This is a genomic window from Streptomyces sp. NPDC057424 (assembly GCF_042803315.1).
Classification (GTDB): Bacteria; Actinomycetota; Actinomycetes; order Streptomycetales; family Streptomycetaceae; genus Streptomyces.
The window spans coordinates 1-23,951 of record NZ_JBHVCP010000032.1; the positions used below are offsets into that span (position 1 = coordinate 1).

Genomic DNA, 23,951 nt, shown 5'->3' on the forward strand with positions numbered 1-23,951 from the left:
GGGGGGGGGGGGGGGGGGGGGTGGGGGTGGGGGGGGGCCCCCCCGGGGGGGGGGGGGCCGGCCCCACGACCGCGGGACCGCTACTTGAGGCCGAGCTTGTCGCAGGCCGCCTTGAACTTGGCGGTGCAGATCTCGTTGACGGTGTAGACGCCGTCCTTGATGACGGTGTCCTGGATGTTGTCCTGGGTCAGCGAGACGACCGGGACGAGGACGGAGGGGACGCCCTTGGTGGTGGGGCTGTCGACCTTGTCCTTGGCGACGGAGTCGAGCGACTCGCCGTGAGCCAGCGCGACGGCCATCTTCGCGGCGGCCTCGGCCTCGGGGGCGTACGGCTTGTAGACGCTCATGTACTGCTCACCGGCGACGATGCGCTGCACACCGGCGAGTTCGGCGTCCTGGCCGGTCACGGGCGGCAGCTTGTCGAAGCCGCCGGCCTTGAGCGCGGTGATGATACCGCCGGCCATGCCGTCGTTGGCGGAGTAGACGCCGACGATCTTGTCCTTGCCGAGGGCGGAGATGGCGCCCTCCATGTTCTTGTTGGCGTTCTCCGGCTTCCACTCCTTGGTGTCGTACTCCTTGCCGATCTTCACCTTGCCGTCGAGCACGGAGTGGGCGCCCTTCTTGAACAGGGCGGCGTTCGGGTCGGTGATCGACCCGTTCATCATGACGATCTGCCCGTCCTCGGCCTTGTCGCCCAGGGCCTCGAGCAGGGCCTCGCCCTGGGTCTTGCCGACCTGCTCGTTGTCGAACGAGGTGTAGGCGTCGATCGGGCCCTCGGCCAGACGGTCGTAGGCGACGACCGGGATGCCGGCGTCCTTGGCCTTCTTCACCGAGTTGGCGACGGCCTTGGCGTCCACCGCGTCCAGGATGAGCACGTCCACCTTGTTGGTGATCATGGTCTCGACCTGCTGGTTCTGGGTCGTGGCGTCCTGCTTGGCGTTGGCGTAGACGACCTCGCCCTTGTTGTTCGTCAGCTCCTTGATCTGCTTCTCGATCAGGGGCCGGTCGAACTTCTCGTAACGAGCGGTCTGGTTCTCCGGGAGCAGGAGACCGACCTTGATGTTGTCGCCCTTCTTGGCGGCCGCGTCCGACGAGGAGTCACTACCGCCGTCGGCCTCCTTGGCACTGCCACAGGCGGCGAGGGAAACGGCCATGGCGGTGGTGGCAACGGCAACGGCGGCACGGCGCATACGGGTGTTCACTTCTAGAAACCTCCCTGACGAGGCCGCGACATTGCGGCCGAGGTGGCTGGAAGTCAACTCGGCCACACGTGCGACGTCAAGAAGTAAATCCTTAACGAGATGGCAACGGTGCCATCCGTTCTCTAAGTGAAGGCAGGGGTCGCCGCCTGCAGCGCTCCGGCGGCAGTCCCGTCCAAAAGGGTCGAATCACCCATCTCACTGAGTGCGAGAGCGAGCGCTCCGAGCACCTCCGCACGGCCGCCGAGAGCCCCGGGGAGAACGGACAACTGGCGCGCCGCACTGGGAATGGCGTAGCGGCCGACGGACTCCCGGATCGGCCCGAGCACCAGCTCACCGGCCTCGGCGAGATCACCACCGAGGACCACACGGCTCGGGTTCAGCAGGTTGCAGAGATTGGCCACTCCACTGCCGATGTGACGGCCGACGTCGGCGATCACCCGACGGCAGCCCGGGTCTCCGTCCCGCGCGAGCCGTACGACGCCTTCCATGGTCAGGTCGGTGCCGTGGCTGGACTGGAGGAGCGGGAGCACGTAGCGCGCGGCCGCGAAGGTCTCCAGGCAGCCGCGGTTGCCGCAGCGGCACACGGGGCCGGATTCGTCGAGTGTAATATGCCCGATTTCTCCAGCGGTGCCGCCGGGGCCTCGGTAGATCCTGCCGTTGATCACCAGGCCGGCGCCGACGCCACTGGCGACCTTGATGTATGCCAGATCGCGGACACCCCGGCCGCTGCCCCAGACCATCTCGCCCAGGGCCCCGAGGTTGGCGTCGTTGTCCACGTGCACGGGGACGCCGAGGCGGCCGTGGAGCTCCTCGGCGGGCTTGGTGCCCGTCCAGCCGGGGAGGATGGCGGTCGAGCCGAGGGTGCCGGACTCCACGTCGATGGGGCCGGGGACGCCGAGGCCGACGCCGGCGATCTTGGAGCGGTCGACGCCGGTGGCCTCGATCAGGCGTGTGACCAGCTGTTCCGCGCGGTCGAAGCCCTGGGTGGAGGAGGCGTCGACGTCGAGGGGCTCGGACTCCTCCGCCAGGACCTGGTGGGCCAGGTTGCCGATGGCGACGCGGAGGTGGGTGTGGCCGAAGTCGACGCCGATGACGATGCCGGCGTCGCCGCTCAGCGACACGCTGCGGGCCCTGCGGCCGCCGGCGGAGGTCGGTGTGACCTCGACGGTGCCGCCGTCCTTCAACTCCCGGACGATGTTGGAGACCGTCGCCGCGGACAGACCTGTCGTCCGCGCGATCTCGGCCTGGGTGAGGGAGCCCGCCAGGCGCACGGCTCGTACGACCCGCTCCAGGTTGGCTCGGTGCAGCGATGACTGCGACCCCGGAGTCTCCACGACGACCTCCTGCGCACGGGGCCGCTTCGATGAGGCCCCGTCTATGTCCAACTAGTGAACTCTAAGCTGAGCCGTTCGGGTTGCCTCCCGTCAAGAGGTTGAACTGATTCCGGGGGGTGTGCGGGTGATTGCGGAGGGCTACGTGGTGGTTCGCGCTTTCTGTCGGCGGGTGCCTGCCGGGTGCCTGCGGCGGCCTGTGCGGTGAAGTGGGGGCGCGGGTCTGCGCCTCTGTGCCGGGTGGTGGGTCGGGGCCGCGCCGGGGGGTGTCCGTCCTCGGAACGGCGCGACGGGGTTGCGTGCCGACTGACTGTTCGGGGACGCGCCGACCGCTGCGGGCGGGCACCCCCCGACACGTCCCCTTCTCGCCGTACGCGGCTGCAGGCCGTCGTGGTCCCGCCCAGCCACGGACGACGGCCCCGCGCGGCGTCCGGCGGCTGCGGGCCCCTCGTGGTCCCGTCCGGTTCCCCGGGTGCGGGCATCGTGCCGCGTGGGCCGGGCTACTTCAGCGCGCCCGCCGTCAAGCCCTGTACCACCTGGCGCTGGAAGATGATGTACGCCGCGAGCACCGGCAGCATGGCCATCACCAGGCCCGCGAAGAGGCCCGACCAGTCGCCCTTGTAGCCCTGGCTGACCGCCAGCTGGACCAGGCCCTGGGTGAGGACGCGTTTGTCGGGGTCGGTGTTGAGGACCGTGGGGAGCATGTACTGGTTCCACTGGCCCAGGAAGTTGAAGATGCCGACGCTGATCAGGCCCGGCTTGGCCATGGGGAGCATGATCTGGAAGAACGTGCGGCTGTGGGACGCGCCGTCGACGAAGGCCGCTTCGGCGATCGACGTCGGCAGTGTGCGGAAGAAGGCCGTCAGGAAGAACACCGTGAACGGCAGCGAGTAGGCGATGTAGACCAGGATCAGGCCGTGGATGGTGTTCAGCAGGCCCATGTTGTTCACGACGTAGAACAGCGGGACCAGCGCGAGCATGATCGGGAAGCTCATACCGCCGATGAACAGGTAGTAGATGAAGCGGTTGCCCGGGAAGTCGAAGCGGGCCAGGACGTAGGCCGCCATGGAGCCCAGGACCAGGGTGCCGATGAGTGAACCGCCCACCACGAGGACGGTGTTGAGGAAGTAGTCGCTCATGTTGGCCTGGGTCCACGCCCGTGACCAGTTGCCGAAGTGCAGGGAGTCCGGGAGCGACCAGGGGGAGCTGAAGATGGAGCGGTCGTCCTTGAAGGACGTCATGACCGCCCAGAGCAGCGGAAGAACCACCATGAACGCCCAGATGACCAGGACGCCGTGGGAGAAGACGTTGAGGACCGTGCCCTCCTTCTTCTCCTTCGGGGGTGGAGGTGGTGGCGTGTCCGTCTTGGCGATCGGTGCGCCGGACTCGGCCGGGAGCGGGGCGGGGGTTTCGGTCGTCTTCATCGATCAGTACTCCAGCCGCTCGCGACGGCCCAGCCGCATCACCACGGCGGCGAAGGCCAGCGTGACGACGAGCAGGGCGACACCGATGGTGGTGGCGTAGGCGGCCTGCCCGTCGCGGAACGCCTTCTGGTACACGTACAGGACCATGACGGTGGTCGAGTAGTCGGGGCCGCCCGGCCCGGTCGTCATGATCTGCACGACCGCGAACGACTCGGCGCCCAGGGCGAGGATGCCCATGTAGACCCAGCCGGACTGCACGGTGTCCCACAGCAGGGGCAGGGTGACCCGGAAGAAGGTCGTGACACGGTTCGCGCCGTCCAGGAGCGCGGCCTCGTACATCTCCGCCGGGATGGAGGCCATGCCGGCGGAGAAGAGGACGACGAAGAAGCCGACCGTGGACCAGACGAGGACCGCCATGACTGCCCAGAGCGCGAGGTCGGGGTCGCCCAGCCAGAGGGGCTGGAGGTTGTCGAGCCCGATGCCGCGCAGGAGCGAGTTGATCGCGCCGCTGTCCGGGTTGTACGCGAACGCGAACAGCAGCGCGACGATGGCGATCGAGAGGACCTGCGGGAAGAAGTAGACGATCTTGTAGAAGGAGGAGCCGCGGACTCCGGTGATGACCGGGCCGTTCTTTCTCTTTCTGCCGCCCACGTTGATCATGAAGGCGAAGAACAGCGCGAGGCCGATCGTCACCACCGGCAGCAGGAGGGCGAACAGCAGGCTGTGCTGCAACGACTTCCAGAAGATGTCGTCGTCGAGCATGCGGCTGTAGTTGTCGAAACCGACCATCGTGAATTCGGGGCTCAGGCCGGTCCAGTCCGTGAAGGAGTAATAGATGGACTGGATGAACGGCCAGACCACGAAGAGCGCGTACAGTCCCAGGGGCAACGCGAGGAAGCCCACGATGAACCGGTACTTGCCGTGCTGCATCGCCACTCCGGTGCCGTTGCGGAAATCGGGTTTCCGGTGCCGTTACTGGTGCTTGTAGTGCTTGATGGAGTCGTCCTTGGCCGCCTCGTCGGCAAAGCCCTGGATCTTCTTGACGGCCTCGGCCGGGGTGAGGCGGCCGGCCATCATCTCGCCCAGACCGGACACGCCGATCTTCTCCTTCTGCAACTGCACGTACCAGTCCTGGAGACGGGGATTCACCACGTTCTCTCCGGCCTTGTCCAGCGCCGCGACACCCGACTTCAGGCCGGGGGTGAGGGAGATGCCGTCGGTGCCGCCGTCGAACGCGGTCAGCGACTTCACCTTGCCGGTGAAGTTCTTCGAGGAGGCCTCGCTGAGCATGATGCGCAGCTGCTCCATGCCGCCGGCGGCGTTCTTCGCCTTGGCCGGGACGATGAAGGGCTCGCCGCCGGAGGCCCAGATGGTCCCGAAGGGCAGCTTGTCGGAGGAGTCGAGGCCGGTGGGCGCTGAGACGGCCAGGTCGAAGTCCTCGGGGATGACGTTGGCCGACTCGTTCTCCACCCAGGAACCGTTCGGGATGAACAGCGCCTTGCCCTCGGCCCACGCGGTCTGCGACTGGATGTGGTCCAGGCCGGGGGTGCCCTTGAGGACGTAGCCCTTCTTGTAGAGCTCGTAGTACGCGTCGAAGCAGGCCTTGACGGCCGGGTGCTTCCAGGCGCCCGGCTCCAGGTTGTCGATCGCGTCGAGGACCTCGCGGCCGCCGACCTTGCCGATCATCGGGTAGAGCGAGAAGGGGAGGTAGTACGGGTATTTGCCCGCGTACGTCCAGCCCGCCATGCCCTTCTTCTTGGCCTTCGCGCAGACCGCGAGCATCTGGTCCCAGGTCTCGGGGTACTGCTCGTCGAGCGAGTCAAGGGCCTTCTGCGAGTACCAGACGCCGTACACCGTGTAGGCGTAGTACAGGATCCAGACCTTCTCGCCGTCGAACTGGCCCATCTCCACGATGCCGGGGCGCAGCGTGTCGCGGACCTTCGTGTCCGGGTCGTCGTAGGAGGGCGCGTCCAGCAGCGGGGTGAGGTCGGTGAGCTGGCTCTTGCCGACCAGGACGCCCATGTCCATCTGCTCGGCGCCGGAGTTGTCGATGAGGTCCGGCGGGGTGCCCTGGTTGAACCGGGGCTGGAGCGTGGACTGGATCTTCTGCGTGGCGGCGAACTTCACCTGCGCCTCGGGGAAGTTCTTCTCGTAGATCTCCACGGCGTCCTCGGCGTACTCCTTGCCGAAGCCGCCGTCGAAGAGGACGAATTCCATGCCGGCCGTGTCGTTGACGGCGAGCGGGTTCTTCGCCGTCTTCTTGCCGGCCTTGGCCTTGTCTCCGCTGTCGCCGCCGCCGCTGCTGGCGCAGGCGGACAGGAAGCTCATGGTGGGGACGGAGATCAGCCCGAGCGCGGCGGACCTTCTGATCAGATCACGGCGGCCGACACCTTCGGTGCCGTGGCTCTCGGCGGAAGTGGATCCCATGCTCAAGTCCTCGCCTTCTCCAGGACTCAGGCGGTGAACCGGATCCTTCCCGGCACCGCGATCGGGTCGAGCTGGTTCGTGCAGGAAAGTGCGGGTGGTGATGTGCGGATCGTGTGAATCGCCCGACAGGTATAGTCCACTTCCCGTCAGCGGATCAAGATCGAACACAAGGTTGGCCGTGGGTCTTATCCGAGTTGAGACCTCGCGGAAGTATGAGCGGCCCGCGGGTGCTCCGCCGGAAATACCCCGGTCGCCGCGCCCGAATTCCACAGGCAACACCCTTGACACTCCTCGCCACTTGGGCAACTACTGGTCCTTGCGCATCGAAGGTGACAACGTTGTCCACTGCGCAGGGAGGGTACCCGTTGATGCAACGGAAAGCTCGGCACAGATGGGGATCGGCGGTCGTGTCGGCGACCGCCTTCGCTTTGGCCCTGGGCTCACAGGGCGTTGCGGTCGCACTGCCTCAAGCCCCGGAGAAGCCCGATCGGGAGTTCACCTCCTCCTTCGAGCCGGACGACCCGGTTCCGGACTGGCTGAGCACCGTTGACACCACCCCTGGCGGTGACAGGAGGGCGTCGGGCGTCGACGGCGGCTACAGCAGTGGCATACCGGGCAATGTGACGGACCAGGTGACGGACGTCCGGGCCAGCGCCGAGAACGCGAGCGGCGGCGAGGTGAAGGAGAATCTCGTCGACGGCGAACCGAGCACCAAGTGGCTCGTCTTCGAGCCCACCGGCTGGGCCGAGTTCGACCTGGACAAACCGGTCAGAATCACGCGTTACGCACTGACGTCCGCCAACGACCACGCCGAGCGCGACCCGAAGGACTGGACCCTCAAGGGCTCCGCCGACGGCAAGGACTGGAAGACCCTGGACACCCGCTCCGGTGAGTCCTTCCCGGAGCGGTTCCGGACGAAGACGTACGACCTCGCCGAACCCGGCGAGTACCGGCACTTCCGGCTGGACGTCACCGGGAACAACGGCGGCGCCCTCCTCCAGCTCGCCGACCTCCAGCTGTCCACGGGCGGCAGCGACGGGCCCGCGCCGCAGGACATGCTCTCCCTGGTCGACCGGGGCCCGAGCGGCTCCCCCACCGCCAAGGCGGGCGCCGGATTCACCGGAAAGCGCGCCCTGCGTTACGCCGGCCGGCACACCGCCGACGGGCGGGCGTACTCGTACAACAAGGTCTTCGACGTGAACGTGGCCGTCGGCCGGAACACACAGCTGGCCTACCGGGTCTTCCCGTCCATGGCGGACGGCGACCTCGACTACGACGCGACGAACGTCTCCGTCGACCTCGCCTTCACCGACGGCACCCACCTGAGCGACCTGCGCGCCACCGACCAGCACGGCTTCCCGCTGACCCCGCAGGGGCAGGGCGCGGCGAAGATCCTCTACGTCAACCAGTGGAACGACGTGGCCTCGCGAATCGGGTCCGTCGCGGCCGGGAAGACCGTGGACCGGATCCTGGTGGCGTACGACTCGCCCAAGGGCCCGGCGAAGTTCCGGGGCTGGCTGGACGACGTGACCATCGGGTCCGTCGCCCCCGAGCGGCCGAAGGCGCATCTGTCGGACTACGCGGTGACGACCCGCGGGACCAACTCCAGCGGCGGCTTCTCCCGGGGCAACAACTTCCCGGCGACGGCGGTGCCGCACGGCTTCAACTTCTGGACGCCGGTGACCAACGCGGGTTCGCTGAGCTGGCTGTACGACTACGCACGCGCGAACAACGCGGACAACCTGCCGACGATCCAGGCGTTCAGCGCGAGCCACGAGCCGAGTCCCTGGATGGGCGACCGGCAGACCTTCCAGGTGATGCCGTCCGTCGCCGCCGGCACTCCGAAACCGGGCCGGGAGGCCCGGGAGCTCGCCTTCCGGCACGAGAACGAGACCGCCCGGCCGTACTACTACGGGGTGCGCTTCGAGAACGGGCTGAAGGCCGAGATGGCGCCGACCGACCACGCGGCGGCGCTGCGCTTCACCTACCCCGGCGACGACGCGAGCGTCCTCTTCGACAACGTGACCGACCAGGCAGGGCTGACCCTCGACAAGGAGAACGGGATCGTCACCGGCTACTCGGACGTGAAGTCCGGGCTGTCGACGGGCGCGACCCGGCTGTTCGTGTACGGCGAGTTCGACAAGCCGGTCACCGGGGGCGACTCCAGTGGCGTCAAGGGCCACCTGCGCTTCGAGGCCCACGACCGGACCGTCACCCTGCGCCTGGCGACCTCGCTGATCAGCGTCGACCAGGCCGAGGACAACCTCCGCCAGGAGATCCCGGCGGGCAGGTCCTTCGAAGCGGTGAAGAAGAGCGCCCAGCGTCAGTGGGACCGGCTGCTCGGCAGGGTCGAGGTCGAGGACGCGACCCCCGGCCGGCTGACGACGCTGTACTCCAGCCTGTACCGGCTGTACCTGTACCCGAACTCCGGCTTCGAGAAGGTCGGCGGCAAGCACCGGTACGCCTCGCCCTTCTCCCCCATGCCGAACCCGGACACCCCGACGCACACCGGCGCGAAGATCGTCGACGGCGAGGTGTACGTCAACAACGGCTTCTGGGACACCTACCGGACCACGTGGCCGGCGTACTCGTTCCTGACTCCGTCCCGGGCGGGCGAGCTGGTCGACGGCTTCGTGCAGCAGTACAAGGACGGCGGCTGGACCTCCCGCTGGTCCTCCCCCGGCTACGCGGACCTCATGACGGGCACCTCCTCGGACGTGGCGTTCGCGGACGCGTACGTCAAGGGCGTCGACTTCGACGCGAAGGCGGCGTACGAGGCGGCCGTGAAGAACGCGACGGTCGTGCCCCCGGACTCGGGCGTCGGCCGCAAGGGCATGACCACTTCCCCGTTCCTCGGCTACACGAGCACCGACACCCACGAGGGCCTGTCCTGGGCGCTGGAGGGCTGCCTCAACGACTACGGCATCTCCCGCATGGGCCGGAAGCTCTACGAGGAGACCGGTGAGCGGCGCTACAAAGAGGAGTCGGAGTACTTCCTGGACCGCGCACAGGACTACGTGAACCTCTTCGACGCGAAGGCCGGGTTCTTCCAGGGCCGGGGCGCCAAGGGCGACTGGCGGGCCGAGTCGTCGACGTACGACCCGCGGGTGTGGGGCCACGACTACACCGAGACCAACGGCTGGGGGTACGCCTTCACCGCACCGCAGGACAGCCGTGGCCTGGCGAACCTCTACGGCGGCCGGAAGGGCCTCGCCGACAAGCTCGACGAGTACCTCTCCACCCCGGAGACGGCCTCCCCCGAGTTCGCCGGCTCCTACGGCGGGGTCATCCACGAGATGACCGAGGCGCGGGACGTGCGGATGGGCATGTACGGGCACTCCAACCAGGTCGCCCACCACGCCCTCTACATGTACGACGCGGCCGGGCAGCCCTGGAAGACGCAGAGGAACGTCCGCGAGGTGCTGTCCCGGCTGTACACGGGCAGCGAGATCGGGCAGGGCTACCACGGTGACGAGGACAACGGTGAGCAGTCGGCCTGGTTCCTGTTCTCCGCCCTCGGCTTCTACCCGCTGGTGATGGGCAGCGGCGAGTACGCGATCGGCTCGCCCCTGTTCACCGAGGCGACCGTGCACCTGGAGAACGGGCGCGAGCTGGTGGTCAAGGCGCCCCGGAACAGCGCGAGGAACGTCTACGTGCAGGGGCTGAAGGTCAACGGCCGGACCTGGACGAAGACCTCTCTGCCCCACTCACTGGTCGCCAAGGGCGGTGTCCTGGAGTTCGACATGGGCGCGCGGCCCTCGTCATGGGGCACCGGCAAGCACGCCGCACCCGTGTCGCTCACCCGGGACGACGAGGTGCCCACCCCGCGCGCCGACCTGCTGAAGGGCGACGGCGCCCTGTTCGACGACACGTCGGCGACGGAGGCCGCGGTGACCTCCGTGGACCTGCCGGTCTCCAAGGGTGCCGAGGCGGTGCAGTACACGCTGACCTCGTCGGCGGACCGGGCGAAGGCACCGGCCGGATGGACGCTCCAGGGCTCCTCCGACGGCACGGGCTGGCGGACGCTGGACCGGCGCTCCGTGGAGTCCTTCGCCTGGGACAGACAGACCCGCGCGTTCTCCGTGAGATCGCCGGGTACGTACGAGAGGTACCGCCTGGTCCTCGACGGTGAGGCGACGCTGGCGGAGGTCGAACTGCTCTCCTGAGCAGCCGAGTTGGGGGGTCCGATGCCGCTTCCCGTGCCCGTCCTGCCCGAGGGGGTCGACCCGGCCTGACTGCCGCCCGCGGCCTTCCGGGCAGCCGGCCGCCGGCGGACGCTGATCCGCGGATCGGGTGCGCTGGTGGAGACGGTGCACGGGGAGGTGGCCGAGGCCTGCCGGAGGTTCGGGGGCCGGGTCGTGCGGGACGCCGTGCCGGACGGCGCGTACGACCTGGTCCTCGACGCCGGTGCCGACGGCCTGAGGCTCCTCGGCGGGAGGGTCTCGACCTCGCCGGCGAGGGCGGTACGACGACCGTCACCGCCTCCGGTGGACGCGGGCTCCTGTACGGGTTGTTCCATGTCGCACGGCTCGGGGAGGCGGCGTTCAGCGGTGAGTGGCCGCCGGCCCGGCGCGGCCGGGCCCGCTGGTGCCGGTGGCAGACGGCACCGGTCCAGCCGAGAACGCCGATGGCGCAGCACGGAGGCTGCGCCATCCCGCCGGTACCGCCCCGGGTCACCCGGTGATCGGGGACTCCGCGGTGCAGCCACCGGCGGTCACCAGGCCGTCGGCACTCTGCTCCTCGAGCACCTTGCCCTTGTGGATGATCTTGCAGGTGACCTGGGAGCCGTCGGGGTCCGCGGCGACCGGCATGACCGCCGCGGGCATGATGCCGCGCAGCGTGACCGTCTTCTTCCAGGGCAGCTCGGGCTTCGACACCGACTCGATCTTGGGCTCCATGGCCTTGCCGCCGCCGCCGTGGAATTCGATCGAGTCGACGTTCTTCCCCGTGACCTCGTACGTGACCGTGTACGTCTCGTTCACGGCCTTGTCGACCTGGTCGACGGCCTCGGAGCAGGAGCTGAGGCCCAGCGCGAGACCGGTGACTGCGACGGCGCAGCCGACTGCACGGATGGTGCGGTTCAAAGGGATCCCCCGGATCATGATGGTCGGATCCGCAGCCAACCGCACAGGTATGGCGAAGTCAACTTCCGCTGTGCGGCGGCCTCCTGAGGCTGACGCAGGCGATGCCCCGGCGAACGGACCCTTGCGCCGCTCCGGCCGTCGAATCGGCCGGAGGGCCGGGACGTCCCACTCCGGCACACGAGGCGCCCGCAGAACCGGGCGCACGCCCGTGGACCATCGCACCCGTACGACCCGGCACACGCGTCGCCGACACGGGACACGGGGTTCCGGCGGGCGCCCTTTCGCGCGAGCCGTTTACATCTGCGCCGCCGAGCGCTACCTTCCGCAGCAGGCGGGATGGGAGCGCTCCCATATCGGTGGACCGGAACCCGCCCCTACGAGTCGCTCCCATCCCGCGCATCCGTGCACACGCATCCGCAGGCCCGTACCCCCACGAAACGGATGATGCTGTCATGATCCTGACAAGAAAGCCCGGAGGCTCCACGATGCCCCGATGGGCGCTCCCCACCCGGGCCAGAGCCCTCTTCCTCGTACTGCTCTCCCTCCTCGTCACCGTCCCGGCCATCGGCCTGGTCATGACGGCCGGGGGTGAGGCCGAGGCACACGGCACCCCCATGAAGCCCGGCAGCCGCACATTCCTGTGCTGGCAGGACGGGCTGACGGACACCGGTGAGATCAAGCCGGTGAACCCGGCGTGCAGGAGCGCGCAGCAGGTCAGCGGCACCACGCCGTTCTACAACTGGTTCTCGGTGCTCCGCTCGGACGGCGCCGGCCGCACCCGGGGCTTCGTCCCGGACGGCGAGCTGTGCAGCGGCGGCAACACCAACTTCACCGGATTCAACACGCCCAGCAACAACTGGCCGCTCACCCACCTCACCTCGGGCGCGACCGTCGACTTCTCGTACAACGCCTGGGCAGCACACCCGGGTTGGTTCTACGTCTACATCACCAAGGACGGCTTCGACCCGGCCAAGACGCTCACCTGGAACGACATGGAGGAACGGCCGTTCCTGAGCGTCGACCACCCGCCGCTGAACGGCTCCCCGGGCACGGTCGAGGCCAACTACTCCTGGTCCGGCAAGCTCCCCGACAACAAGTCGGGCCGCCACATCATCTACATGGTCTGGCAGCGCTCCGACAGCCAGGAGACCTTCTACTCCTGCTCCGACGTCGTCTTCGACGGCGGCAACGGCGAGGTGACCGGCATCAAGGAGCCGGGCAACCCCTCCGAGCCGGTGCCCGGCACCTGCACGGCCACCCGGAAGACGACCGGCAGCTGGAACGGCGGGTACCAGTCCGAGGTGACCGTCACCAACACCGGCACGGTCCCCATGCTCGGCTGGATGGTCGACTGGACGCTCCCGGCGGGCCAGAGGGTCGACAGCGTGTGGAGCGGCAGCGCGACCTACAACGGCCGGGCGGTGATGGTCCACAACGCCGACTGGAACGGATCCCTCGCGCCCGGCGGGAGCACGACGTTCGGTTACGTCGTCTCCGGGGCGGGGGGTGACAGTACGAGCAGTCTGCCCTGCCGGGTGGGCTGAGACGCCGGATGGGGGCCCGGTCACCGGAGAGGTCCGGCGGCCGGGCCCGTCGTGCGTGTCCGTCGTGGTGTCGTCGCGGCCGCGTGCGCCGAGCCGCACCGGGCGAACGGCCGGGTCGGGGGCCTGGTCGCGCAGCAGGTTCCGAATCCGGTTGCACGGTGCTCCCGATCGCCGTGTGAGCCCTGCGGCGCCACGCGGGCCGAGCGGCGCCCCGGCCGCCGGGTGTGGGATCGGAGCCCGCGAGGCGTGCCGGCCGGGCCGACCTGGCCGCCCCATATGTCGCGGTTATCCAGGTGTGCGATTCTGTTGTGTGGGTGCCCTGCCGCTCATGAGCGGCGTGGATCCGCCATGGGAGGCGCAACCCCGCGCCGCCGGTCCCGTGCCCGCGTCGTCGTCGCCTGAGTTCCGGGGACTCCCACCTGCCGGTGGCTGCGGCATGGACGGGAGGTGGATGCGGACATGCCCCATTACGGCAACGCCCGGGCCGCTGCCCCCGGACTCCGGGCGCCGGGGAACGGAGGCGCCGGTCCGCCTCGCCCCGCTCCGGAGCCTGCTGCGCGAGCGCGGCTGCTGGCGTTCGCCGGGGTAGCACTGGCGGCGGTGTACGTGCGCAGTGAGGACGGGACGGAACTCCGGCTGGTGGAGTCGGCCGAGGCCGAGTCCGAGCAGCGGTACCCGATGCCGGCGCGTGTGACGGTCCCGGGGTCGGGGGCATCTCCTGGCACGGGCACGAGGCCGAGCGCCTCCCCCGGGCAGGATCCACACGTCGCTTCCCACGGCGCCCCCGCCTCGGTGCCCCCGGGCCCGGCCGACGCTGGAGGCGGCGGCCCTGTCATCGCGGAGGCCTATCTGCGGGGCCGGGCCGTGTGGCTCGCGGGTGCGGTGCTCGGCGGGCGGGAGGAAGGCGCAGCCGCCTCCGCTCCGCTCGGGGCGTTGCCGCTGGGGGCCGCGGGCGGGTGGCTGGGATGTCTCGCCGTGGTGGGAGAGGCCGGGGAGGGGTTCGGGACCGAGCAGCGGGAGTTCCTGGAGCGGTACGCCGAGGCCGTCGCCGAGCGGCTGCGGGGCGAGGCGGACCGGTCGGCGCCCTCCCCCCTGCTGGATTCCGCCCTGCGCGCCATGGGGGTCGGTTCCTTCGCCCTGTCGCCCGGCACCGGGCTGGTCGAGACGGACCCGGCCCTGCTCGAACTCGTCGGCATCCCCGAGGGCGGCTTCGACGGCAAGACCGACACCCTGCTCTCGTACAGCGTCCCGGAGGATGTCCCCGCCCTGATGTCGGTCATCGAACCGTCCGCGCAGACCCCGGGCCGCCGTGAGCTGGAGTTCCGTATCCGCAGGCCCACCGGCGAACTGTGCTGGCTGCGGCTGAGCTGCCGTGTGCTGAAGGGGCCCGACGGCGCCCCGGAGCGGGTGCTGGGTGTGATGAGCGCGGCGCACGTGCTGCGCCGCAGCGCCAGCGACGTCGCCCGGATCCAGTGGCTGACGGCCGCGCTCGACGACGCCGCGACCGTCCGGGACGTCAGCCGTGTCGTGGTCGCCGCGCTGCGCGAGCCGCTGGGTGCCGACCGGGTGGCTCTCGCCGAGCTGCTGGAGGACCGGCTGGCGGTCACCGTGCTCGATCCGCCGGGTGCGGGTGCCTGGCCGGAGCTGTGGCGGAGCGAGTGGCGCTCGGAGTGGCCCGACGCGCCGGTCACCGCACTGCCCACGCTCCAGGCTGCGCTGCGGGACGGGCGGATGAGCCTGTGGCCGGCGGGCTCCGTGCTGGAACCGGGGCTCGCGGGGATCGGCCCCGGCGGGCTCGCGGTGCTGCCGCTGCCGGCCAGGAACGGGGTGGCCGGGGTGTGCCTGGTCGGCTGGGACACCCCGCACGCGTTCGCCCCCGAGGAGCGGGCCCTGCTGACCGCCACCGCGGGCCTGGTCGGGCAGGCCCTGAAGCGCGCGCACGCCTATGACGCCGAGCAGGAGCTCGCGACGATGCTCCAGCGCAGTCTGCTGCCGCGGCGGCTCCCCAAGCTGCCCGGAGGCACCGCCGTGGCCCGCTATCTGCCCGCCCGGCGCGGTCTCCAGGTCGGGGGCGACTGGTACGACGTGATCGCGCTGTCGGAGAACAAGGTGGCGCTGGTCATCGGGGATGTGCAGGGGCACAGCGCCGGAGCCGCGACGATCATGGGCCAGATGCGTACGGCGGTCCGGGCCTACGCCGTGGAGGGGCATCCGCCGGACGTGGTCGTCGCGCACGCCAACCGCCTGCTCGTCGGCATGGAGACCGACCTGTTCGCCACGTGCTGCTACGTCGAGCTGGACATGGAGGAGGGCAACGCGCTGTTCGTGCGGGCCGGGCATCTGGCGCCGCTGGTGCGGCACCCCGACGGCAGTACGGCGGAGATCGCGGTCGAGGGCGGGCTCCCGCTGGGCGTCCTCGCCGACGCGGAGTTCCCGCTGACGGCACTCGCGCTCGCCCCGGGCTCGGTGCTCGCGCTGGTGACGGACGGTCTGGTCGAGTCGGCGGTTCTGCAGGTGGACGAGGGGATGCGGCTCGTACGCCAGGCGCTCGCCGCGGCCGATCCCGCCGATCCGGGGCGGATGGCCGACGCACTGCTCGGCGATGCCGGGCGGCGTGAGGACGACGTGGCGGTGCTGCTGCTGCGCTACGACGGGATGCGGGTCCGGCCGGTGCGGGCGGGCTGGGTGGTGTGGCGGCTGCCGGACGCGGTGATGCACGCCCGCCGGTTCAGTGCGCGCACGCTGCGTTCGTGGGGCATCGCGGCCGAGGCCGACACCGTGCTGCTGGTGGTGTCGGAGCTGGTCACCAACGCGCTGGTGCACACGCAGGGCGCGGTCCGGGTGGAGCTGACCCTGGCGGCGGACCGGTTGCGGGTGACGGCGAGCGACTCCTCGCCCCGGGCACCGGCCAAGCCGGTCGTCGTGGACTGGGAGTCGACGGGCGGACGGGGCCTCTTCCTGGTCGAGGCCGTGTCGGCGGCCTGGGGTTCGGTACCGGTGGGCGGCGGCAAGCAGGTGTGGAGCGAGATCGTCGTGACCCGTCCGGAACGGGAACCGGAGCCGGGCGGGGAACCGGAAGCCGAGCCGGAGGAGCAAGAAGAGGAAGAGGAGCGGAAGCCGGGCCGCGGCTGGGGCCTCGGCCGGACCTGGGGCCTGGGCCGGAACCGCCGCAAGGGCCGGGCCCAGGGCCAGGACCGCGACGGCGAGCAAGCCACGGGCCGCAACCGCGACAGGGCCACGGACCTCACCGGCGACGGGGCCGCGCGCGGGATCGAGGCTCACGCCCCGGGCCGTGGCGAGGGCGGTGGCCGGCGCCCGGCCGAAGGGCGGGGTCAGGACCGGAGCGAGGACGGCCGGGAACGGGGCGAACAGAGCCGGCGGCCGCACACCGGCCGGAGCCAGGAGCCGGGCCCGCGCCAGGCCCGGCCCTTCGAGGGAGGTCCCTGATGCGTGCCCTGTGTCTGCGCGGCGCCGCCGGGCTACTGGCGGTCCTGCTGGCCGTGTCCCTGGCCGGGTGTACCGGCAGCGGCGTGGAGAGCGAGAGCAGCCGGACCATCGGGCTGCTGCTGCCGAGCCGTGCCGTGCCCCGATGGGAGCAGTCCGACAAGCCCTTGATCGAGAAGCGGGTGAAGGAGCTGTGCTCCGACTGCAAGGTCGTGTACGCCAACGCCGAGAACGACGCGGCGAGCCAGCGGCAGCAGATGAACTCCATGATCACCCGGGGGGTCTCCGCCCTGATCCTGGACGTCGTCGACCCCAAGGCCCTGCGCTCCTCGGTCCGCGCGGCGCACCGCGAGGGCATCCCGGTCGTCGCCTACGACCGGCTCGCCGAGGGGCCGATCTCGGGGTTCGTCAGTTTCGACGGCGAACAGGTCGGGAGACTCCAGGGCCAGGCGCTCCTGGAGGGCATGGGCGCCAGGGCCGCAGGCGGCGGTGTCGTCATGGTGAACGGTGACCCGTCCAGCCCCAACGCCGCCTGGTACGAGGGTGGGGCCCGGGCCGTCCTCCGGAACCAGGTGCGGATCCTGAAGTCGTACAACACCCTGGGGTGGCGTACGGAGAACGCGCACGACCACATGTCCGCCGCGATCAGCGACCTCGGCCCGGGCCGGATCGACGGGGTGCTCGCCGCCAACGACTCGATCGCGGCCGGTGTCATCTCGGCACTCAAGAGCGGCCGTGTCTCCCCGCTGCCCCCGGTCACCGGGCAGGACGCCGACCTCGACGCCCTGCAGCGCATCGTCAAGGGCGAGCAGTACATGACCGTCTACAAGCCGTTCCGGCTGGAGACCGACGCGGCGTCCGCGATGGCCGTCGCCCTGGCGCGGGACAACGACGTCGGCGCCCTGGTCACGACGAAGGTGGACAGCCCCACGACCGAGGACGTCCCCTCGGTTCTGCTCGACCCGATCCCCGTGACGCGCGAGACGATCGGCCGGACGCTCGTCCGGGACGGTGTCTACACGCTCGACCAGATCTGCACCCCGGAGCTCCGCACGGCCTGCGACCGGGCCGGGCTCCGGTGAGCGAGGTGATCCTCGTGACCCATCCCCCCGTACTGGCGTTGCGCGGCATCACCAAGCGGTTCGGCGGCGTCCAGGCACTCGTGGACGTGAACCTGCAGGTCCGGGCCGGTGAGGTCGTGGCCCTGGCGGGCGACAACGGGGCGGGCAAGTCCACGCTGATCAAGGTGATCTCCGGGGTCAGCCCCGCCGACCGGGGCATCATCGAGTGGGAGGGGCGCCTCGTGCAGATCAAACGCCCGCACGACGCCCACGCCCTCGGCATCGCGACCGTGTACCAGGACCTCGCCATGTGCGACAACCTGGACGTCGTCGGCAATCTCTTCCTCGGCCGCGAGATCGACCGGGTGGGCATCCTCGACGAGGTGGAGATGGAGCGCCGCGCCCGCGACCTGATGCACGCCCTGTCGATCCGTATCCCCGACGTGCGGATTCCGGTCGCCGCGCTGTCGGCCGGGCAGCGGCAGGCCGTCGCGATCTCCCGCTCGCTCATGGGTGCCCCCAAGGTGCTGCTGCTCGACGAGCCCACCGCCGCCCTGGGCGTGGAGCAGACCAGCCATCTGCTCGATCTGATCGAGGAGGTGCGCGACCGCGGAATGGCGATCATCCTCATCAGCCACAACATGGGCGACATCAAGGCCGTCGCGGACCGGGTCGCCGTGCTGCGGCTGGGCCGCAACAACGGACTGTTCGACGTGAGCACCGTGACCCAGGAGCAGATCATCTCCTCCGTGACCGGGGCGGCGGACAACGCCGTCGCCCATCGTTCGAAGGACGACGAGGAGGCCTGGCCGTGAGCAGCGGCGGGCCGGTCACCACCGGCGGCGAGCGGCGCGCCCGGGGCTGGCAGGACAACCTGCGGGAGTACGCCCTGGAGGTGCGCGGCCGGGTGCGCGACGGCGAGCGGGGGCCGCTCCTGGTCATCACCGGGCTGATCGTGATCTGGATCGTCTTCCAGGGGCTGGACGACAAGTTCCTCTCGCCGCGCAACCTGTCCAACCTCAGCGTGGACATCGTCGGTACCGGGCTGGTCGCCGTCGGCATCGTGTTCGTGCTGCTGATCCGGGAGATCGATCTGTCGGTCGGCTCGGTCAGCGGTCTGGCGGGGGCGGCGTTCGCCGTGCTGAACGTGAACCACGGGGTGCCGGAGTGGCTGGCGGTGATCGTGGCGGTGGCCGCGGGGACGGCTGTGGGCGCCTTCCACGGGGCCTTCCACGCCTGGCTCGGCGTGCCCGCGTTCGTGGTGACACTGGCCGGGCTGCTGATCTGGAACGGTCTGACGCTCTACCTGCTGGGGGCCAGCGGCACGATCAACATCGACGAGGAGGGCCTCGTCGCCTCCCTGACCAGCCGGCACTTCGGCAGCGACCTGGCGGCGTACGCGGTCGCGGCACTCGGCACGGCCGGGTACGTCCTGGCCGCCCGGCGCCGGCGGAGTCGTCACCGGGCGTCCGGGATGCCCTACAGCTCCGAGGGCGAGATCTGGATGCGCACCGGTCTCCTCGCGTTTGTCGCCTTCGCCGCCGCCCACACCCTCAACCGGTTCCAGGGATTGCCGCTCGCGCTGCTGATCTTCCTGGTGGTCCTGGTCGTCTCGGACTACGTGCTGCGCCGCACCCGCTACGGGCGGCGGGTCTACGCGCTCGGCGGCGGGGTCGAGGCGGCGCGGCGGGCCGGCATCGGGGTGGGGCGGGTGCGGGTCGCGATGTTCATGGTGTCGGGGACGCTGGCCGCGGTCGGCGGGCTGTTCGTGGCGTCCGGACTGACCTCGGCGAGCCCCACGACGGCGCGTGCCGCCGGTTCGGGAATGCTGCTGATCAACGCGATCGCGGCGGCCGTCATCGGCGGGACCAGTCTGTTCGGCGGGCGGGGCTCGCCCTGGTCGGTGCTGCTCGGTGTGGTGGTCATCCAGTCGATCGCCTCGGGCATGGGCCTGCTCGGGGTCCAGGACGCCGTGCAGTTCATGATCACCGGCGGGGTGCTGCTGGCCGCCGTCGCGGCCGACGCGCTGTCCCGACGCGCTCAGGCCAGACGCGGCCGACCCTGAGACGCACAGGCCATTGAGTGACCGGTTGACGCATTTATCATGAAATGCCTAATAGGGGCAAAGATGGGTAAGGGCCGAGTTGTCATGAAACGCAGCCGCCTCACACAGGCGGCCGTGGCCGTCGCGGCCGCCGCCGGTCTGGTCCTCGCCGGGTGCGGTGACACCGATCCACCCGGCGGCGAGGAGCAGGCCGACGTCCGTGTGCTCGCGACGGACGTGCCGCAGATCCAGACCCTCAAGAAGCTCACCAAGAAGCACTTCACGGCGGAGACCGGCATCACCGTCGACTACACGCTGCTGCCGGAGAACGAGGCGCGGCGGGAGATGAACCGCGAGTTCGCGACCCAGGCCGGCACCTACGACGTGGCGAGCGTCAGCGCGTACGAGGTGCCGATCTACGCGGACAACGGCTGGCTCGCCCCGCTGGACTCCTATGTGAAGGCGGACGAGAACTTCGACCAGGACGACGTCTTCCCGAACCTGGCGTCCTCGCTGACCGGGGAGGACGGCAAGCTCTACGCCGAACCCTTCTACGGCGAGGGCTCCTTCCTGATGTACCGCAAGGACCTGTTCCGCAAGGACGGGCTGACCATGCCGCCGGACCCGACCTGGAAGCAGGTCGCCGACCTCGCCGCCCGGCTCGACGGAACCGACGGCGCGAGCGGCATCTGCCTGCGCGGCCTGCCCGGCTGGGGCCAGAACCTCGCCCCGATCAACACGGTCGTCAACACCTTCGGCGGCGCCTGGTACGACATGGACTGGAACGCCCGCCTGACCTCACCGGAGTTCAAGGAGGCCGTCGGGTTCTACGTCGGCCTGCTCCGCTCCCACGGCCAGCCCGGCGCCGAGCGGATGGGTGTGCTGGAGATCCTCGACCGTTTCGTGCAGGGCAAGTGCGCCATGATGTACGACGCCACGTCGCTGGCCTCGTCGATCGAGGCCGACAGTTCCTCGGTCAAGGGCAAGGTGGGCTACGTCCAGGCCCCGCACGAGCGGACCGACAAGGCCGGCTGGCTGTGGACCTGGGCCTGGGGCATCCAGCAGGCGGCCGAGAACAAGGACGCCGCCTGGGAGTTCATCTCCTGGGCCTCCTCCAAGGAGTTCCAGGAGCTGGTCGGCGAGGAGGTGGGCTGGACCTCGGCCCCGGCCGGGAACCGCAAGTCGCTCTACGAGAGGCCCGAGTACCAGCAGGCGGCCGGTGCCTGGTACCGGCAGGAGTACACGGCGGCGACGGACTCCGCCGACCCGAAGGATCCCGGCGTCGGCCCCCGCCCCTACGACGGCATCGGCTTCCTGAGCATCCCCGAGTTCGCCGTGCTGGGTACGGCGGTCTCCGAGCAGATCGCCGCCGCCATCGCCGGGCGGCAGTCGGTGGACACGGCCCTGGACAAGTCGCAGGACCTCGCCCACGCCGCGGCGGCGAAGTACCGCGGTGAGTGACCCGCCGGCTCCAGACGGCTTTTGTGTCCCGCCCGTGAACGGCGCGGGCCGCGCCCCCGGTCACCCGGGAACGCGGCCCTCGAACTGCCGTGACGGTCAGCCTACTTGCGGATCAGGCTGCGCAGCACGTACTGCATGATGCCGCCGTTGCGGTAGTAGTCCGCCTCGCCGGGGGTGTCGATGCGGACGACCGCGTCGAACTCGACGCCGGTGTCGGTGGTGACCTTCACCGTGCGCGGGGTGGCGCCGTTGTTGAGCTCCTCGACGCCGGTGAAGTCGAAGGTCTCCTCGCCGGTGAGGCCGAGGGACGCGGCGGACCGGCCCTCCGGGAACTGCAGCGGCAGAACACCCATGCCGATGAGGTTGGAGCGGTGGATGCGCTCGTAGGACTCGGCGATGACGGCCTTGACGCCGAGGAGCGCGGTGCCCTTGGCGGCCCAGTCGCGGGACGAGCCGGAGCCGTACTCCTTGCCGGCCAGGACGACCAGCGGGATGCCGGCGGCCTGGTAGTTCTGCGAGGCGTCGTAGATGAACGACACCGGCGCGTCCGCCTGCGTGAAGTCACGGGTGTAGCCGCCCTCGGTGCCCGGCGCGATCTGGTTGCGCAGGCGGATGTTGGCGAACGTACCGCGGATCATGACCTCGTGGTTGCCGCGGCGCGAGCCGTAGCTGTTGAAGTCGCGGCGCTCGACGCCGTGCTCCGTGAGGTACTTGCCGGCCGGGGTGTCGGCCTTGATGGCACCGGCCGGGGAGATGTGGTCGGTGGTGACGGAGTCGCCCAGCTTGGCGAGCACGCGGGCGCCGGAGATGTCGGAGACCGGGGTGGTCTCCATCGTCATGCCCTCGAAGTACGGGGGCTTGCGCACGTAGGTCGACTCGGCGTCCCACTCGAAGGTGTTGCCGGTCGGGATCGGCAGCGCCTGCCACTGGGCGTCGCCCGCGAAGACGTCCGAGTAGGACTTGGAGAACATGTCCTCGCCGATGGCGTTGGCGACGACCTCGTTCACCTCGGCCTCGGTCGGCCAGATGTCCTTCAGGAAGACCGGGTTGCCGTCCTGGTCGGCGCCCAGGGCGTCCCGGGTGATGTCGACCTTCATCGAGCCGGCGAGCGCGTAGGCCACGACCAGCGGCGGGGACGCCAGGTAGTTCATCTTGACGTCGGGGTTGATGCGGCCCTCGAAGTTCCGGTTGCCGGAGAGGACCGAGGTGACCGCGAGGTCGTGGTCGTTGACGGCCTTGGAGACCTCCTCCGGCAGCGGGCCGGAGTTGCCGATGCAGGTGGTGCAGCCGTAGCCGACGAGGTTGAAGCCGACCTTGTCGAGGTAGGGGGTCAGGCCCGCCTTCTCGAAGTAGTCGGTGACGACCTTGGACCCCGGGGCGAGGGTGGTCTTGACCCACGGCTTGCGGGTCAGGCCCTTCTCCACGGCCTTCTTGGCCACCAGCGCGGCGGCGACCATGACGTACGGGTTGGAGGTGTTGGTGCAGGAGGTGATGGCCGCGACCGTCACCGCGCCGTGGTCGATCTCGTACGAGGTGCCGTCGGGGGCGGTCACGGTGACCGGGTTGGACGGGGCGCCGTTCGGGGCGACGGCCGGGGCGTCGGAGGCCGGGAAGGACTCCTGGCCCGCCTCGTCCACGCTGTCGACGTAGTTGCGGACGTCCTGCTTGAACTGCTCGGCGGCGTTCGCGAGGACGATGCGGTCCTGCGGGCGCTTCGGGCCGGCGATCGACGGCACGACCGTCGACAGGTCCAGCTCGAGCTTCTCGGAGAAGTCCGGCTCGGCCTTCGGGTCCAGCCAGAGGCCCTGTTCCTTGGCGTACGCCTCGACGAGCGCGAGCTGCTGCTCGGAGCGGCCGGTGAGCTTCAGGTACTTGATGGTCTCGTCGTCGATCGGGAAGATCGCGGCGGTGGAACCGAACTCCGGCGACATGTTGCCGATGGTGGCGCGGTTGGCCAGGGAGGTGGCGGCGACGCCCTCGCCGTAGAACTCGACGAACTTGCCGACGACGCCGTGCTTGCGGAGCATCTCGGTGATGGTCAGCACGAGGTCGGTGGCGGTGGTGCCGGGGGTGAGCTCGCCGGTCAGCTTGAAGCCGACGACGCGCGGGATCAGCATGGAGACCGGCTGGCCGAGCATGGCGGCCTCGGCCTCGATGCCGCCGACGCCCCAGCCCAGCACACCGAGGCCGTTGACCATGGTGGTGTGCGAGTCGGTGCCGACGAGGGTGTCGGGGTAGGCCTGGCCGTTCCGCACCATCACGGTCCGGGCCAGGTGCTCGATGTTCACCTGGTGGACGATGCCGGTGCCGGGCGGGACGACCTTGAAGTCGTCGAAGGCGGTCTGGCCCCAGCGCAGGAACTGGTAGCGCTCGCGGTTGCGGCCGTACTCCAGCTCGACGTTCTGTGCGAAGGCCTCGTTGGTGCCGAACTTGTCGGCGATGACGGAGTGGTCGATGACCAGCTCGGCCGGGGAGAGCGGGTTGACCTTCGCGGGGTCACCGCCGAGCTCCTTCACGGCCTCACGCATGGTGGCGAGGTCGACGACACAGGGAACGCCGGTGAAGTCCTGCATGATCACGCGGGCCGGCGTGAACTGGATCTCCTGGCTGGGCTGGGCCTGGGAGTCCCACCCACCGAGCGCACGGATGTGGTCGGCGGTGATGTTCGCGCCGTCCTCGGTGCGGAGCAGGTTCTCCAGCAGGACCTTGAGGCTGTAGGGAAGGCGGGCCGAGCCCTCCACCTTGTCCAGCCGGAAGATCTCGTACGACTCGTCGCCCACCTGCAGCGTGCTGCGGGCGTCGAAGCTGTTCGCCGACACGACAGTCTCCTTCATTGATGTGCGCGTACCACCACGATCCTGCCGCCACGGCATCTTGGCCGATCCGCTAAGGTCAGGCTAAGTTAGGTAACCCTTACCGGGGTGGCGGC

14 protein-coding genes and 1 pseudogene are annotated in these 23,951 nt (G+C 69.9%); 8 read left to right on the forward strand and 7 right to left on the reverse strand.

The genetic code is table 11. From position 1 onward, the window contains the following. Positions 1–80: 80 nt before the first annotated feature. The 5 genes from ACFU3E_RS23795 to ngcE form a co-directional block, all read right to left on the reverse strand. Entirely contained in the window at positions 81–1,190 is a 1,110-nt protein-coding gene (locus ACFU3E_RS23795; protein WP_384161823.1) for a substrate-binding domain-containing protein, read from the reverse strand. Positions 1,191–1,324: 134 nt separating this feature from the next. Beyond that, positions 1,325–2,536: an ROK family protein gene (locus tag ACFU3E_RS23800; RefSeq protein WP_384161615.1), complete on the reverse strand. Its 1,212-nt coding sequence runs from the start codon at positions 2,534–2,536 to the stop codon at positions 1,325–1,327. 497 nt (positions 2,537–3,033) lie between these two features. Continuing rightward, positions 3,034–3,957, reverse strand: a complete 924-nt coding sequence (locus tag ACFU3E_RS23805; protein WP_384161618.1) for a carbohydrate ABC transporter permease — start codon at positions 3,955–3,957, stop codon at positions 3,034–3,036. A 3-nt stretch (positions 3,958–3,960) separates the two neighbouring features. Then, positions 3,961–4,887: a carbohydrate ABC transporter permease gene (locus ACFU3E_RS23810; RefSeq protein WP_384161621.1), complete on the reverse strand. Its 927-nt coding sequence runs from the start codon at positions 4,885–4,887 to the stop codon at positions 3,961–3,963. A 42-nt stretch (positions 4,888–4,929) separates the two neighbouring features. Continuing rightward, a complete protein-coding gene (ngcE, locus tag ACFU3E_RS23815; RefSeq protein ID WP_384161625.1) occupies positions 4,930–6,384 on the reverse strand; it encodes an N-acetylglucosamine/diacetylchitobiose ABC transporter substrate-binding protein in 1,455 nt (484 codons plus the stop codon). 368 nt (positions 6,385–6,752) lie between these two features. Between ngcE and ACFU3E_RS23820 the strand changes: the two genes are divergently transcribed. Next, positions 6,753–10,550 (forward strand): GH92 family glycosyl hydrolase, encoded by a 3,798-nt coding sequence (locus ACFU3E_RS23820; RefSeq protein ID WP_384161628.1) that lies wholly within the window; start codon positions 6,753–6,755, stop codon positions 10,548–10,550. Positions 10,551–10,619: 69 nt separating this feature from the next. Beyond that, a pseudogene (locus tag ACFU3E_RS23825) lies at positions 10,620–10,939 on the forward strand (alpha-glucuronidase); the annotation flags it as partial. 118 nt (positions 10,940–11,057) lie between these two features. Here the strand turns inward: ACFU3E_RS23825 and ACFU3E_RS23830 are convergent. Then, on the reverse strand, positions 11,058–11,468 hold the full coding sequence (locus ACFU3E_RS23830; RefSeq protein WP_384161631.1) for an MmpS family transport accessory protein: 411 nt from the start codon (positions 11,466–11,468) through the stop codon (positions 11,058–11,060). Between the two features lie 452 nt (positions 11,469–11,920). Between ACFU3E_RS23830 and ACFU3E_RS23835 the strand changes: the two genes are divergently transcribed. The 6 genes from ACFU3E_RS23835 (at position 11,921) to ACFU3E_RS23860 (ending at position 21,022) form a co-directional block, all read left to right on the forward strand. Then, entirely contained in the window at positions 11,921–13,012 is a 1,092-nt protein-coding gene (locus ACFU3E_RS23835; RefSeq protein WP_384161634.1) for a lytic polysaccharide monooxygenase, read from the forward strand. A gap of 600 nt (positions 13,013–13,612) precedes the next feature. Beyond that, positions 13,613–16,459 (forward strand): SpoIIE family protein phosphatase, encoded by a 2,847-nt coding sequence (locus ACFU3E_RS23840; protein ID WP_384161637.1) that lies wholly within the window; start codon positions 13,613–13,615, stop codon positions 16,457–16,459. Continuing rightward, positions 16,459–17,538, forward strand: coding sequence for a substrate-binding domain-containing protein (locus tag ACFU3E_RS23845; protein WP_384161640.1), 1,080 nt, complete (start codon positions 16,459–16,461; stop codon positions 17,536–17,538). The genes ACFU3E_RS23840 and ACFU3E_RS23845 overlap by 1 nt, the downstream gene beginning before the upstream one ends. A 14-nt stretch (positions 17,539–17,552) precedes the next feature. Further along, positions 17,553–18,332, forward strand: a complete 780-nt coding sequence (locus tag ACFU3E_RS23850; RefSeq protein ID WP_384161643.1) for an ATP-binding cassette domain-containing protein — start codon at positions 17,553–17,555, stop codon at positions 18,330–18,332. Continuing rightward, entirely contained in the window at positions 18,329–19,582 is a 1,254-nt protein-coding gene (locus ACFU3E_RS23855; RefSeq protein ID WP_384161646.1) for a sugar ABC transporter permease, read from the forward strand. The genes ACFU3E_RS23850 and ACFU3E_RS23855 overlap by 4 nt, the downstream gene beginning before the upstream one ends. An 84-nt stretch (positions 19,583–19,666) precedes the next feature. Beyond that, positions 19,667–21,022 (forward strand): ABC transporter substrate-binding protein, encoded by a 1,356-nt coding sequence (locus ACFU3E_RS23860; protein ID WP_384161649.1) that lies wholly within the window; start codon positions 19,667–19,669, stop codon positions 21,020–21,022. 101 nt (positions 21,023–21,123) lie between these two features. On the opposite strand, the gene acnA is transcribed toward ACFU3E_RS23860, so the two are convergent. Then, a complete protein-coding gene (gene acnA / locus ACFU3E_RS23865; protein ID WP_384161652.1) occupies positions 21,124–23,841 on the reverse strand; it encodes an aconitate hydratase AcnA in 2,718 nt (905 codons plus the stop codon). Positions 23,842–23,951 lie beyond the last annotated feature (110 nt).